Genomic DNA, 14,523 nt, shown 5'->3' with positions numbered 1-14,523 from the left:
CCAATGCCGGACATGGGGCGGGCGGAAGGGTTCCGGTTTGCTCCGGAGTGATTCCGGTTACTACGGGGTCTGCCGGGAGGCGGCGGCGTCCGCCGCCTGGGCCTTCAGCGCCCGCTCCACACCCGCGCGGGACTCCGACACCAGCCGGCGCAGCGCCGCGTTCGGCTCGGCGGAGGCGAGCCACGCGTCCGTCGCGTCCAGCGTCGCCTGAGAAACCTGCAGCGACGGATACAGGCCAACGGCGATCTGCTGGGCCATCTCGTGGCTGCGGGACTCCCACACACCCTTCACCGCCGCGAAGTACTCCTCGAGGTACGGGGCGAGCAGCTCGCGCTGGTCGGTCTGGACGAACCCGCCGATGACGGCTTCCTGCACGGCGTTGGGCAGTTTGTCGGAGCCGACGACCGAGGCCCAGGCCTCCGCCTTGGCCTCGGCTGTCGGCCGGGCCGCCCGCGCGGTGGCCGCGTGGCGCTCGCCCGCCGCGGTCCTGTCCCGCTCGTACTCGGCGGTGATCTCTTGCTCGTCGAAGACGCCGGTCGCGGCCAGCCGCTCCACGAACGCCCAGCGCAGCTCGGTGTCCACGGCCAGGCCCTCGATCGTCTCCTTGCCCTCCAGCAGTGCCGTCAGCAGGTCGAGCTGCTGCGGCGTACGAGCCGCGGCGGCGAACGCGCGCGCCCAGGCCAGCTGGTGGTCACTGCCCGGCTCGGCGGCGCGCAGGTGCGCCAATGCTGCCTCCGTCCACTGCGCCAGGCCCGCCTCGCGCCATTCGGGCGCCGCGTACAGGTCGATCGCCAGCTTCACCTGGCGGTGCAAGGACTGGACGACGCCGATGTCCGACTCCTTGGCGATGCCGGAGAGGACCAGCGCGACGTAGTCGCGGGTGGGGAGCTCGCCGTCGCGGGTCATGTCCCACGCGGAGGCCCAGCACAGCGCGCGCGGCAGCGACTCGGTGAAGTCGCCCAGGTGCTCGGTGACTGTGGCGAGCGACTCCGCGTCCAGGCGGACCTTCGCGTACGACAGGTCGTCGTCGTTGAGCAGGACGACGGCGGGGCGCCCGCGGCCCACCAGCTCCGGCACGGCGGTCAGTTCCCCGTCGACGTCCAGCTCGATGCGGTCGGTGCGGACGAGCTTGCCGTCCTGGAGGTCGTACAGACCGACGGCGATCCTGTGCGGGCGGAGCGTGGGCTCACCCTTCGCCCCCGGGGGCAGCGCGGGAGCCTCCTGCCGGACGGCGAAGGAGGTGATCGTGCCGTCCTCGGAGGTCGCGAGCTCCGGACGCAGGATGTTGATGCCGGCGGTTTCCAGCCATGCCTTCGACCAGCTGGTGAGGTCGCGGCCGGAGGTCTCCTCCAGCGCGCCCAGCAGGTCGGAGAGACGCGTGTTCCCGAAGGCGTGCGCCTTGAAGTACGCCTGCACGCCCCGGAAGAACTCGTCCTGACCGACGTAGGCGACGAGCTGCTTGAGTACCGAGGCGCCCTTGGCGTACGTGATGCCGTCGAAGTTGACGAGCACGTCGTCCAGGTCGCGGATGTCGGCCATGATCGGGTGGGTGGACGGCAGCTGGTCCTGCCGGTAGGCCCAGGTCTTCATGGAGTTGGCGAACGTCGTCCAGGCGTGCGGCCACTTCGACCCGGGCGCGAAGGCCTGGCAGGCGATCGAGGTGTAGGTGGCGAACGACTCGTTCAGCCACAGATCGTTCCACCACTCCATGGTGACCAGGTCGCCGAACCACATGTGCGCCAGCTCGTGCAGGATCGTCTCGGCGCGTGTCTCGTACGCCGCGTCCGTCACCTTGGAACGGAAGACGTACTGGTCACGGATGGTGACCGCGCCCGCGTTCTCCATGGCCCCCGCGTTGAACTCCGGCACGAAGAGCTGGTCGTACTTGGCGAAGGGGTACGCGTAGTCGAACTTCTCCTGGAACCAGTCGAAGCCCTGCCGCGTGACATCGAAGATCGCGTCCGCGTCGAGGAACTCCGCGAGCGAGGGCCGGCAGTAGATGCCCAGCGGCACGGACTGCCCGTCCTTCTCGTACGAGCTGTGGACCGAGTGGTAGGGGCCGACGATCAGCGCGGTGATGTACGTCGAGATCCGCGGCGTCGGCTCGAAGCGCCAGACATCGTCGCTGGGCTCCGGGGCCGGGGAGTTGGAGATCACGGTCCAGCCCGCCGGGGCCTTCACCGTGAACTGGAACGTCGCCTTGAGGTCGGGCTGCTCGAAGGAGGCGAACACGCGCCGCGCGTCCGGCACCTCGAACTGGGTGTACAGGTACGCCTGCTGGTCGACCGGGTCGACAAAGCGGTGCAGGCCCTCCCCGGTGTTGGTGTACGCGCAGTCGGCTACGACCTTCAGCTCGTTGGGGCCGGCCGCCAGGTGCGCCAGCGCGATCCGGGAATCCCGGAACACGGCGGCGACGTCCAGCGACTTCCCGTTCAGCACCACCTCGTGCACCGCGGGCGCGACGAGGTCGACAAAGGTCTCGGCACCGGCCTCGGCGCAGTCGAAGCGCACGGTGGTCACGGACCGGTAGGTGCCGCCTTCCTGCGCGCCGCTCAGATCGAGATCGATCTCGTACGCGTCGACGGTGAGCAGGCGCGCCCGCTCCTGCGCCTCGTCGCGGGTCAGATTCGTGCCAGGCACGTGGGCATCTCCTCGGTTTGTGACGTTCTTGCGGCCAATCCTTCCACGCTGTCACCGCGGCTGTACGGCACACCTCGAGCCGCCGTCCGCGCCTCGGGCGGCGGCCCGGGCGCGCCGTGGCCGAATTCCGCCGGCACTTCCGCCTCGAGGTGCGACGACCGGCCGGCCGCCCGCGCGCGGGCCGAGGCCCGATGTGGCGCCACATCGCCGCCCGGCGCTCCGACACGTTCGAGGGGCGGGCGCCCGTCGCGGCGCCCGCCCCTCGTCGCATACACACGCGTGCACGGCAGCGTGTCAGTCCTTGAGCTCGGCCGCCACCAGCTCCGCGATCTGCACGGCGTTCAGCGCGGCGCCCTTGCGGAGGTTGTCGCTGGAGAGGAAGAGCGAGAGGCCGTTCTCGACGGTCTCGTCATTGCGGATGCGGCCGACGTACGAGGCGTCCTTGCCGGCGGCCTGGAGCGGGGTCGGGATCTCCGAGAGCTCCACCCCGGCGGCGTACTGCAGCAGCTCGTACGCCCGCTCGACGCTGATGGGGCGCTCGAACCGGGCGTTGACCTGGAGCGAATGGCCGGAGAAGACCGGGACACGGACACAGGTGCCGGAGACCCTGAGCTCCGGGATCTCCAGAATCTTGCGGGACTCGTTGCGGAGCTTCTGCTCCTCGTCGGTCTCGAACGAGCCGTCGTCGACGATGGAGCCCGCGAGCGGCAGCACGTTGAAGGCGATGGGGCGCTTGTAGACGCCGGGCTCGGGGAACGCGACCGAATCTCCGTCGTGGGTCAGGTCGGCGGCGTGCTCGACGACCTTCTTCACCTGGCCGTCGAGCTCCGCCACGCCTGCCAGACCCGAGCCGGAGACCGCCTGGTAGGTCGTGGCGACCAGCGCGGTCAGCCCGGCCTCGGCGTGCAGCGGCTTGAGCACGGGCATCGCGGCCATGGTGGTGCAGTTCGGGTTGGCGATGATCCCCTTCGGGCGGTCCTTGATCGCGTGCGGGTTGACCTCGGAGACGACCAGCGGGACCTGGGGGTCGCGGCGCCAGGCCGAAGAGTTGTCGATCACGACGGCGCCCTGGGCGGCGACCTTCTCCGCGAGGGCCTTGGACGTGGCACCGCCGGCCGAGAAGAGCACGATGTCCAGGCCGGAGTAGTCGGCCGTGGACGCGTCCTCGATGGTGATCTCCCGGCCCTGCCACTCCAGGGTGGAGCCCGCGGACCGCGCCGAGGCGAACAGTCGCAGCTCCTCGGCCGGAAACTTCCGCTCGGCGAGGATCTTGAGCATGACTCCGCCGACCTGACCGGTGGCTCCGACGATTCCGACCCTCACGCTGACTCCTTGGTACGTATCTGCTGGCTGCGGCTGTCTCCATGATGCGTATGACCCCGGCGGCCTTGTCCAATCCATTCCACTGTGCGAGAGGCGGGGCGGGCGGCCCGGCGGCCGCCGGAGACGAGCGGGGTGCTGGCGGCGCCTGGCGGGGCGCCGGGGGACGACGGAGGGGCGGGCGCCCGGAAAGGCGCCCGCCCCTTGTCGTACGGATCACACCGTTGCTACGGCGTGACCTTCTCGATCTGCACGCTGCCGGCGCCCGCGGCGGTGCCGCGGCCGTTCACCAGCTGGACCTCGCCGAAGAACTGCCGGCCCTCGGGGGCCGCGCTGCTCACCAGGACCTCGGCGGCGACCTGCGCCGACGCGCCGCTGGCGAGCCTCACCGTCGCGGACTCGTCGACCTCGACCTCGCCCAGCGAGGGAGCGAAGTACACGTCGCGGTAGTCGTACGTGGTGGACCCGGCCGGAACCGAGTACCCGTCGACCACGAAGGTGTACGTACCGGCGGCCGGCTTCAGGAGCGTGACCGCCTCCTCCGAGTCGCCGTCGGCGGCCTGGCCCACGACCGCGTTGTTGAACAGGACCGTGAGGTCCAGGTCCGCGGCCTTGTCGGAGACATTGCCGATGGCGACGTCGAGGCGCTCGACACCCTCACCGATGGTGACGGTGGTCTCGTGCGACTCGTGGTGGGCGATGGTCGGCTTGGCGACCTTCGCGGAGCCCAGCGGTCCGCCCTTCAGCTTGCCGTCGATGGCGGCGAAGCCGTTGCTGACCGACCACTGCACCGGGGCCGGCGTGCCGACCTTGGCCTCCGGGAGGACCTGGACGGCCGGGTCGAAGGAGGCACCCAGCACCGCGACGTCCAGCTTGAACGGGTTGTCGAGGAGCGGCGACGTACGGCGCGACTCGACCTCGATCTCCCAGACGCCCGGCTGCGGGTTCGCGTACGACCGCAGGTCGGGGCGGCAGGTGTTCGCCGGGTTGACGTAGTTCGGGTAGCAGTTGACCGTCGACGTCGGGTCCGACGGCACACCGTACGGGTGGAGGGAGATGAACCGGGTCTGGCTGCCCGCCGCGAGACCGCCGAGGGCGACCTCGAGGCTCTGGGCGCCCTCCGGCACGGTGATGAAGTAGGACTTGTGGCTGTTGCGCTGTACCGAGCCGGCCGCGGAGAACGCGAACGACGGCTTGGCCAGTTCCTGCGTGGCGGCCACGGTGGTCAGGATCTGCTTGTCGATGCCCTCGGTGCGCGCGTCGTCGACCTCGAGGATCGCGCTGTGCACGCCGGCGGAGCCGGGCTTGGCCGAGACCTTGACGGTGACCGGCTGGTTCAGCGGGAGCGAGATCTCGTCGTCGCCCACGATCCGGAAGGTGCCGTCGTTGTTCTCGAAGTGCAGCTCGTGACGCAGCGGACGGTCCGGGCCCGCGGTGCGGGTGACGGTGATGTCGTACGTCTTCTTCTGGCCGGTCTTGAGGCCGCCCTCGCGGTCGTACAGACCGGTGCCGAAGCCCGGGGTCTTCAGGAACTGGTCGATCGCGGTGTCGACCGGAGCCTTGACGCTGTACTCGTGGGCGGTCGCACCGTCCTCGATGGCCTCCCAGGCGTCCACGATGTTGATCCGGCCGGCGCCTTCCTCGTGCGCCTGGACACCGTGGATGTGGTCCGCCGTGCTGACGAGTGCGGTACGCAGCTTCGCCGGCGTGAGGTCGATCTTCTTCTGCTTGGCGGCGGAGAGCAGCAGTGCGCTCGCGCCCGCGGCCTGCGGCGAGGACATCGAGGTGCCCTGCAGCATGGAGTAGCCCGCCGGGAGCTGGTAGCCCGCCTCGGCGACCGGACCGCCGGGCGCCCAGGTCTGGGTGGTGTTGATGGAGGCACCGGGCGCGGTGATGGTCGGCGCGAAGCCGCCGTCCTCGCGCGGACCGCGGGAGGAGAAGGGCAGCATCGCGTACTTCTTCTCCACGGCCGAGCCGTAGTTGGCGGCCCAGGTCTCCTTGGAGATGGCGGCACCGACGCTGATGACCTTATCGGCGAGGGCCGGGTCACCGATCGTGTTGACGCCGGGGCCGCTGTTGCCGGCCGAGATGACCAGCTGGACACCGTAGGTGTCGATGAGGCGGGTGTAGAGCTCCGCGCGGGCGTTGTTGCCGTCGTTGAGCGCCGGCAGGCCGCCGATGGACATGTTGACGATGTCCACGCCGCGGTTCACCACGAGGTCGATCATGCCCTCGGTCAGCGCGACGTTGGTGCAGCCGCCGGACCAGGTGCAGGCGCGCGAGGAGACCAGCTTGGCGCCGGGGGCGGCGCCGTTCATCCGGCCGCCGAAGAGGCTGTTGGCGGCGGTGATGCCGGCGACGTGCGTACCGTGCGAGCCCTCGATGACGCCGACGCTGACGTAGTCGGACTTGGCGCCGGCCGCGTTGTAGACGACGTCCTTGCGGACCTCGACGACGAACGGGATGCGCTCGACGACCTCGGTTGCCGGGTTGTCGGTCCCGAAGTAGCCGACCTGGAAGCCGTCCTTGTACGGCTTCATGTCGGCGTCGTTGGTGAAGTCCGCGTCGTTGTTCAGGTCGACGCGGGCGGTTCCGGCGGCCGGGTCGTAGAGCACGCCCCAGACGTCGGTGGTGTCACCGTCCCGGTTGAGATCTCCCGCCATGTCGCCGCCCTTGGTGGCGGCCTCGGCGAAGTTCCGGAACATGTACGACCCGGCGGGGGCCGAGTACGTCCGGGTGCCCGCGGTGAACGTCGGGCCGGTCACGGCGCCGTTCATCCGGAGCCAGGTGCCGTCGCCGTCCGCGACAGGGTCGGTGGCTGTCACCCAGTCGACGATCTTGCGCTCACCGGTGGTGGTCTTCTGCAGCGCGGGGTGCCCGATGTCGACACCCGAGTCGAGGATGCCGATGGTGACCCCGCGGCCGTCGGCCTTGGGGTGGTCCTCGACGAACTCGACCGCACCGGTCTCGAAGGACGGGTTGTACGGGTTCTCCGCCGGGGTCTTCTTGCCGGGCGCAGGGTAGGTCCCCTGCGCCGCGGTGTCGGCGCCCTTGGCGCGGTCGGCCGCGGGCGTCGGGTCGTCCAGCTCGATCTCGTGCTTGAGGTCGATGCCGTGGACGCTGGAGAGCTTCTGGGCCGACGCGATGGCCGCTTCGGCCTTCGCCGTGGGAACCGTGGCGCGGACGTATCCGAGCTTGTCGTACGTCTGGCCCACCGTGGCGCCCTGAACGGCGTCGAGCTGCTGGGCCACCTGCTCGGTGGCGCCGGGCGCGGTGGCCACCATCAGCGTGACGTTCGTCTCGCCCTCGGCCTCGGCCTCGGCGAGCAGAGCGGCGTCCGCGTCTCCGAGCTTGTCCGACGAGGCCTTGACCGGTGCGGTGGCGGGGTCGTCCGCGACCGCGGCGAAGGCGGGCACGGGGCCGGTGGCGGCGAGAGCGGCCACGAGGCCCGCGGCGGCCGCGATTCGGGCCGCGCGTCTCGCCCCGGATATGGAGCTGGGGGATTCGAGGGTCATCTGCATCCCTGTATGTGAATGAACGGGTCCGGAATTCGGTGCCGGATGACCGGTCAGCTTTGCGCAAGTGACAACTGTTTGGGGAGGGTTGTCAGTGGCGGAGCGCCGACATGGCGTACATCCGCCAGTGCGCGGGATGCGTCAGGGGGTGCTTAACGGGCTATACCGGGAGCAGTCGATCGTTGAACGCTCGACCAGCGTCCGATCTGGCGACCACTCAGTTCTCGCGCGTGCGCGCGTAGTGACGTGAGGCCTTCGCGCGGTTGCCGCAGGCGGCCATCGAGCACCAGCGGCGGGTGCCGTTCCGCGAGGTATCGAAGAAGTGCAGGATGCACGCCTCGTGGGCACAGGCCCGGATCCGGTCGAGCGCGGTGCGCAGCAGGTCCAGGTACGCGCGGCGGCGGTCCAGGCCGCACCCCAGGAGAGGTCGTCGAACTCCGGCCGCTCGCCCGGCCCCGCGGCGGTGAGGGTGGCACGGATGCGCCCGTGGCCGAGCACGGCGTCGACGCGTGCCGCGCCGGCCGGGTCGCCGGGCCTGTCGACGGCCGAGGTGAGCGCATCGCGGGCGGTCAGCAGATGGTCCAGGGAGGCCGCGTCCGCGGGGAAGCGGCCGTCCAGGCCGTTGTTCGCGAGCCAGACGCGTAGCTGTGCCCCCTCGGCCTTCGCGCCACGTCCGTGCCCGGCACCGACGCCCGGATGCCCGAGCCCGGTGGCCGTGCCTACTCCAAGCTGACCGACGACCCGGCGGCCCAAAAGATCCACGACGTCACCGAGCTGAACCCGTCAGCGGCGGGAGCGGCCGGCGAGATGATCTCCAGCTCCTCCGATCTGCAGCGCTTCCACCGCGCGCTGCTGCGGGGCAAGCTGCTTCCGCCCAAAGTGCGCCACCTGGCGAGCAGTTCAGTACCCCGCAGCACGGGAGGTAGTACTCGCGTCGTGCGCGGGGCCGTCGATCCCGCGCACGACGTCACCGCGGCAGCACCACCACGTACGCTGCCGGGTCCCGGTCGCCGGAGGCCATCAGCGCGGTCCTGACCACGGCCGCCTGCTGGTCGGCCGCATCACGCAGCTTGCGCGGCGTGACGTGGACGACCGTGATGCCGAGCCGCTCCAAGTGCTCGCGCTTGCGGGCGTATTCGGACCACTGCGCGTCCTCCTCCAGGCGGTGGCCCTGGAGGTGCCCCTGCCGGGACGCCCGCGTGTCCAGTTCCACCGCCACCGCCTGGTCCGGCCAGTACGCGTCGACGCCGCCCAGGTGCGGGCCGCCCGGCAGGCGCAGGTCCACGTTCCACAGCGGGGCGGGCAGGCCGTGCGTGCGGACCATCTCGTACAGCCGGTCCTCGGCGATCGCCCGGCCCTCCGCGAGCAGCGAGTCGACCGCGTCCACGACGTGCGGCCGGGTCAGCAGTCTGGCGCGCGTCAACTCCCGTACGACCGAGGTGGCTTCGCAGTGACCACCGCGTACCGCCTCGGTCAGGAGCCGGCGTACCGCGTTGGCGTCGGCGAGGTGCCCGACCGCGTCCGCGAGCGCCCGGGCCACGGGCGCGACGGGCACCCCGGTCAGCTCCTCCGGGTCGGGCAGCGTCTGGGCTCGGACCAGCCGGACGAAGCGGGTGGACCGCAGCCGCCGGGTGCGCGGGACCAGCACATCGATCCGGTCCAGGGAGAGCAGGGGCGGAGCGGAGGCGAAGCGGTGCAGGGCGAGGGCCGCCAGCCCGGTGATCATGGCCTCTCCGTATCGCGGCCTGCCGGCAGCGGCCCGGTCGGGCGCGGCGGCCTGCTCGGGCAGGACAGTGGCCTGCTCGGGCTGGACGGTGGTCGCGACCGGGCGTCCGGCGTAGATCAGCGCGGCGTGCAGCCGCTCCTCGCTGGTGGGCGGACCCGGGTGCATCAGGAAGACCCCGGGGAGGACCTGCTGCCACGGACCGCCGGTCCGGCAGCGCTCGGCGGCGTCGGCCGCGGTCACGCCGCGCTCGCGCAGCTGCGCGACGCCGAGGACCCGGCGCTGTACGTCGGACAGGTGGCGGATGGGGCGGGGGGAGAGCGGGGTGTTGTGGTTCATGCCCCGGGGTTTCCCTCCCGGGATCCGCCTCCTAACCGCTGTTACACGCCCGTCGACAAATCCGGACAAGCGCGTCCTAAAGTACGGGCGTTCGAGTGCCGATCAGGCACCCTCGCGCAGGGGCCCTGATCAGCACTTCGTCACACCGCGTCAGAAAGCGACCGTCATTTCGTCACACAGAGTCAGATGCTGCCGCGTCGCACACCTGTCCGCGCAGGGCGCGCGCAAGGTCGTCGCGCGCCTCCAGGACCAGACGGCGGAGGGCGGGCGCCGCGTCCGGGTGGCTGTCCAGCCACGCGTCCGCGGCGTCCAGCGTCGCCCGGTCGTCCTGGAGGGAGGGGAACAGGCCCCGCACCACATCCATGCCGATCTGGATCGAACGCTCGGTCCACACCCGCTCGATCGCCTCGAAGTACTTCGAGGTGTACGGGGCGAGCAGTTCCCGCTGCCCCGCCTGCGCGAAGCCAGAGATCGTGGCCTCCACGAGCGCGTTGGAGAGCGCGTCCGACTCGACGACCGCCGCCCACGCCTGGGTCTTGACCGCGGCCGAGGGGCGAGCGGCCAGGCAGCGCACCTGGTGCCGCTTGCCGGAAGCCGTGTCGTCGCGTGCCAGCTCCGCGTTGATGGCCTGCTCGTCGGCGACGCCGTGCGAGGCCAGCGGCTCCAGGAAGGACCAGCGCAGCTCCTGGTCGACGTCGAGGCCGTCGATCTTCGCCGTGCCGTCCAGCAGGCCCTGGAGCAGCTGAAGATCGGCCTCGGTGGTGGCGGTGGCGGCGAAGAACCGCGCCCAGGTGAGCTGGTTCTCACTGCCGGGCTCGGCGAGCCGCAGCTCGCGCAGCGCGCCCTCGGACAGCGCCCGGCCGCCCCGCTCGCGCCACTGGGGCGCGGCGTAGTGCGTGACCGCGGAGCGCGCCCAGGAGTGCAGCATCTGGAGCACACCGACGTCCGACTCGCGCCCGGCGAAGCTCAGCACGAGCGCGACGAAGTCACGGGCCGGCATCAGCGCGTCCCGGGTGAGATTCCACAGGGCCGACCAGCACAGTGCCCGCGCGAGCGGGTCGGTGATCTCGCCGAGATGCTTGCGCAGGGTCGCGAGCGACCCCTCGTCGAAGCGGATCTTGCAGTACGTGAGGTCGTCCTCGTTGACCAGTACCAGCGCGGGCCGCTCCCGTCCGGCCAGTTCCTCCACAACCGTGCGCGGGCCCGCCACATCCACCTCGGCGCGGGCGTACCGCTCCAGGGATCCTTCACCACTGGAATCGAACGCGGTCCGTCGCCGGTAGAGCCCCACCGCGACGCGGTGCGGCCGGAGTTCGGGATGGGAAGGAGCCGCCTCCTGGATGACCGCGAGCTCGGTGATCCGGTCGGAGGCGTCGTAAGTGACCTGCGGGGTCAGCGAGTTGACTCCGGCCGTCTGCAGCCAGGACCGCGCCCAGCCGGCCATGTCCCGCCCGGAGGTCTCCTCCAGCACCGACAGCAGATCGCCGAGGCGGGTGTTCCCGTACTCGTGCCGCTTGAAGTAACGCCGGGCGCCCTCCAGGAAGGCGTCCTGGCCGACGTACGCGACGAGCTGCTTCAGTACCGAGGCGCCCTTGGCGTACGTGATTCCGTCGAAGTTCAGCTTGGCGTCCTCCAGGTCACGGATGTCCGCCGTGATGGGGTGCGTGGAGGGCAGCTGGTCGGCCCGGTACGCCCACGCCTTGCGGTTGTTGGCGAAGGTGACCCACCCGTTGTCGAAGCGGGTCGCCTCCACCATGGAGAAGGTCCCCATGAAGTCGGCGAAGGACTCCTTCAGCCACAGGTCGTCCCACCACTGCATGGTGACCAGGTCGCCGAACCACATGTGCGCCATCTCGTGCAGGATGACGTTCGCCCGGCGCTCGTAGGACGCCCGGGTCACCTTTCCGCGGAAGATGTACTCCTCGCGGAAGGTCACCATGCCCGGATTCTCCATCGCGCCGAGGTTGTACTCGGGGACGAACGCCTGGTCGTACTTGCCGAAGGGGTACGGGTAGTCGAAGTGGTCGTGGAAGAAGTCCAGGCCCTGCTTCGTCACCCGGAAGATGTCGTCGGCGTCGAAGTACCGGGCGAGCCCCTTGCGGCACATCGCGCCGAGCGGGATCTCCAGCGTCGTCCCTCCCCCGGAGCCTTCGTCCTGGGAGGCATCCCCTTCCAGCGTGCGGCTGTAGGAGTCGGTGACGTAGTGGTACGGGCCGGCGACCACCGCGGTGATGTACGTCGCGATGGGCTTGGTCTCGGCGAACCGCCACACCTCGCCCAGCTGCGACCCGGTCGCGCCGTTGCTCCACACCGTCCAGCCCTCGGGCGCTGTGACCTCGAAGACAAAGGGCGCCTTCAGGTCGGGCTGTTCGAAGTTGGCGAAGACGCGGCGCGCGTCGGCCGGCTCGTACTGCGTGTAGAGGTAGACCTCGCCGTCCTCCGGGTCGACGAAGCGGTGCATACCCTCGCCGGTGCGGCTGTAGGCGCACTGTGCGTCCACCACCAGCACGTTCTCCGCGGCCAGGTCGTCCAGCGCGATACGGGTGCCGTCGAACACGAGGGCGGGGTCCAGCTCGCGGCCGTTGAGCCGCACGGTGTTCACCGACGGCGCCACCAGGTCCGCGAAGGACGCCGCGCCGGGCTCGGCGGCACGGAAGCGGATGGTGGTCACCGAGCGGAAGGTCCGCGGGCCGTTCCCGGAGTCGTCCTCCTCGACCGCGGAACGCAGGTCGAGTGACACTTCGTACCCGTCGACGGACAGCAGTGCGGCCCGGTCGCGGGCCTCGTCGCGGGTCAGATTCTCACCGGGCACCGGCACTCCTTTGTGCGTGTTCACCTACAACGTTCGAATCCTCCCACGGGCGCTTGGGAGCGGGCACCGGGAATGAGCCCGGTCATCAGTGATGTTGCGCAGTACGAGGCACGACCGACGTCCCCACGAGGAGAGACATGTCCGACAGCTCGGCCAACGGCAAGACCCCCGTCGACTTCTGGTTCGATCCGCTGTGCCCCTGGGCCTGGATGACCTCACGCTGGATGCTCGAGGTCGAGAAGGTCCGCGACGTCGAGGTCCGGTGGCACGTCATGAGCCTGGCCGTGCTCAACGAGGACCGCCTCGACGAGCTGCCCGAGGAGTACCGCGAGCTTCTCGCCAAGGCCTGGGGCCCGGTCCGCGTCGTCATCGCCGCCCAGCAGAAGTTCGGCGAGCAGATCACCGGCCCGCTCTACACAGCGATGGGCACCCGCTTCCACAACCGGGGCGAGGGCCCGACCCTCGAGGCGGTCGCCGGGGCGCTGGAGGACGTCGGACTGCCGGCCGAGCTGATCGAGTACGCCGATTCCCACACGTACGACACAGAGCTGCGGGCCTCCCACCAGGAGGGCATCGAGAAGGTCGGCCAGGATGTCGGCACACCGGTGATCGCGGTTCCGGGCGCGGACGGCGAGCAGGTCGCCTTCTTCGGCCCGGTGGTCACGCCGGCGCCGAAGGGCGAGGCGGCGGCGAAGCTGTGGGACGGCACGCTGCTGGTGGCGTCGACGCCGGGCTTCTACGAGATCAAGCGCACCCGCACCCAGGGTCCCCTCTTCGACTGACCCGCCCCGCGGTGCGCCGCGGCGCACCGCCCGCACTGGGTGCGGAAGGCCCCCGCGAGTCACGTCCTCGCGAGGGCCTTCCGTTCATCCGCCCGCACGTGAAGGTTGAGAAGACGATCACGAGCAGGACGATCCGGTGCTACGGAGCGAGCAGCAGGTTGTGGGCACGCTCCTTGGCGGACGCGTAACGCTTCGCCACGTCCTGCCAGTTGACGACCCGCCACATGGCCTCGACGAAGTCCACCTTCTGGTTCTTGTACTGCAGGTAGAAGGCGTGCTCCCAGGCGTCGAAGACCAGGATCGGTACCGATCCCTGGCCGATGTTGCCCTGGTGGTCGTAGACCTGCTCGACGATGAGGCGCCCGCTGACCGGCTCGTACGCGAGGACACCCCAGCCCGAACCCTGGGTGGTGGCCGAGGCCTTGGAGAGCTGGGTCCTGAACTTGGCGAAGGAGCCGAAGGATTCGGCGATGGCGTCGGCCAGTTCGCCCACGCCGTCCTTCTCAAGGGGCTCGCCGCCCCCGTCACCGGTCATGTTGTGCCAGTAGATCGAGTGCAGGATGTGGCCGGAGAGATGGAACGCCAGGTTCTTCTCCAGCCCGTTGATTGACCCCCACGCTTCCTTGTCGCGCGCCTCCTCCAGCTGCTCGAGGGTGTCGTTCGCGCCTTTCACGTATGCCGCGTGGTGCTTGTCGTGGTGCAGCTCGATGATCTGCGGATTGATGACCGGCTCCAGCGCCGCGTAGTCGTACGGAAGTTCCGGAAGTGTGTAGATGGCCATGATCGACAACGCCCTTCGACAACTCTTATTGCAAAAGACTTGCAAGTGCACCTTAACAGCAGGAAGTGCGGGACGGATGTTGGCGTGAACCCGCCCCCGCGGGGGACTCTGGCAACGCTTTCAGCCGGGCAGGGCCGACGGGATCGGCGAAGAACTGGACGCCCCCTGGGACGACCTCCTCCTCGCACGGGAGTCCGACGACGAGGAGTCCGAGGCCGAACTGGCCGCCGAGTGGCAGGGCCGGGTGCGCAGGCTGCTGGCCGCGCAGCCGGAGGTTGCCGTCGAACTGCGCACCACCACCACTTGATGCCCCGGCACATCCACGCCTACGGGATGGAGGTCTTCGGCCGGTACGCAGAGGCGGAGCCACTGGCTCGGGCGCACGCCGGCCGACCGCATCCGCGTACAGGGAGCCGATTACCCCAGGACGCATGCCGCGATGTGCCTTTAAGGGCCTGGTCGCACACGGGCTGGGACGGCTCGACGAGGCGACCGCCCTCCACCGGGAACTCATCGAGAGGCGCCGACGGGTGCTCGGTCCCGGGCACCCGTTCGTCCTCGATCATCGCGCCGACCTCGCCCGATGGGAGGCCGAGGCCGCGGCGGCCTCC

The 14,523-nt window shown here is 70.2% G+C and carries 7 protein-coding genes and 3 pseudogenes; 3 read left to right on the top strand and 7 right to left on the bottom strand.

Annotated elements, in window-relative coordinates:
* Nucleotides 1-60: 60 nt before the first annotated feature.
* The 4 genes and pseudogenes from pepN (AB0M62_RS24385) to AB0M62_RS24370 form a co-directional block, all read right to left on the bottom strand.
* Entirely contained in the window at nt 61-2,640 is a 2,580-nt protein-coding gene (pepN, locus tag AB0M62_RS24385; RefSeq protein ID WP_366076407.1) for an aminopeptidase N, read from the bottom strand.
* A gap of 294 nt (nt 2,641-2,934) precedes the next feature.
* Nucleotides 2,935-3,963, bottom strand: coding sequence for an aspartate-semialdehyde dehydrogenase (locus AB0M62_RS24380; protein WP_366076406.1), 1,029 nt, complete (start codon nt 3,961-3,963; stop codon nt 2,935-2,937).
* A gap of 224 nt (nt 3,964-4,187) precedes the next feature.
* Nucleotides 4,188-7,475: a S8 family serine peptidase gene (locus tag AB0M62_RS24375; RefSeq protein ID WP_366076405.1), complete on the bottom strand. Its 3,288-nt coding sequence runs from the start codon at nt 7,473-7,475 to the stop codon at nt 4,188-4,190.
* Between the two features lie 217 nt (nt 7,476-7,692).
* Nucleotides 7,693-8,237: pseudogene (locus AB0M62_RS24370) on the bottom strand (CGNR zinc finger domain-containing protein).
* Between AB0M62_RS24370 and AB0M62_RS24365 the strand changes: the two are divergent.
* Nucleotides 8,121-8,375, top strand: a pseudogene (locus AB0M62_RS24365) (peptidase); the annotation flags it as partial. The pseudogenes AB0M62_RS24370 and AB0M62_RS24365 sit on opposite strands and share 117 nt — an antisense overlap.
* Nucleotides 8,376-8,442: 67 nt before the next feature.
* Here the strand turns inward: AB0M62_RS24365 and AB0M62_RS24360 are convergent.
* Both AB0M62_RS24360 and pepN (AB0M62_RS24355) read right to left on the bottom strand, forming a co-directional pair.
* The gene (locus tag AB0M62_RS24360) at nt 8,443-9,537 is read right to left on the bottom strand and encodes a hypothetical protein (RefSeq protein ID WP_366076404.1); all 1,095 of its coding nucleotides are present in this window, start codon (nt 9,535-9,537) and stop codon (nt 8,443-8,445) included.
* Between the two features lie 172 nt (nt 9,538-9,709).
* Complete coding sequence (gene pepN / locus AB0M62_RS24355) at nt 9,710-12,349, bottom strand: aminopeptidase N (RefSeq protein WP_366076403.1); 2,640 nt, start codon at nt 12,347-12,349, stop codon at nt 9,710-9,712.
* Nucleotides 12,350-12,486: 137 nt separating this feature from the next.
* Between pepN (AB0M62_RS24355) and AB0M62_RS24350 the strand changes: the two genes are divergently transcribed.
* Nucleotides 12,487-13,131 carry a DsbA family protein gene (locus AB0M62_RS24350; protein WP_366076402.1) on the top strand — a complete coding sequence of 215 codons (645 nt, stop codon included), beginning with the start codon at nt 12,487-12,489 and terminating at the stop codon, nt 13,129-13,131.
* Between the two features lie 139 nt (nt 13,132-13,270).
* Here the strand turns inward: AB0M62_RS24350 and AB0M62_RS24345 are convergent, their stop codons facing one another.
* Nucleotides 13,271-13,912, bottom strand: a complete 642-nt coding sequence (locus AB0M62_RS24345; RefSeq protein WP_366076401.1) for a superoxide dismutase — start codon at nt 13,910-13,912, stop codon at nt 13,271-13,273.
* A 431-nt stretch (nt 13,913-14,343) separates the two neighbouring features.
* Between AB0M62_RS24345 and AB0M62_RS24340 the strand changes: the two are divergent.
* Nucleotides 14,344-14,421, top strand: a pseudogene (locus AB0M62_RS24340) (hypothetical protein); the annotation flags it as partial.
* Nucleotides 14,422-14,523: the final 102 nt, after the last annotated feature.

It is taken from the genome of Streptomyces sp. NPDC051219 (genome assembly GCF_040682335.1).
Taxonomy (GTDB): domain Bacteria; phylum Actinomycetota; class Actinomycetes; order Streptomycetales; family Streptomycetaceae; genus Streptomyces.
This window is presented reverse-complemented; position numbering and strand designations above follow the sequence as displayed.

Coding starts and splice junctions, on each gene's coding strand:
- AB0M62_RS24375 (WP_366076405.1), bottom strand. CDS start 7,475: ATGACCCTCGAATCCCCCAGCTCCATATCCGGGGCGAGACGCGCGGCC.
- AB0M62_RS24360 (WP_366076404.1), bottom strand. CDS start 9,537: ATGAACCACAACACCCCGCTCTCCCCCCGCCCCATCCGCCACCTGTCC.
- AB0M62_RS24350 (WP_366076402.1), top strand. CDS start 12,487: ATGTCCGACAGCTCGGCCAACGGCAAGACCCCCGTCGACTTCTGGTTC.
- AB0M62_RS24345 (WP_366076401.1), bottom strand. CDS start 13,912: ATGGCCATCTACACACTTCCGGAACTTCCGTACGACTACGCGGCGCTG.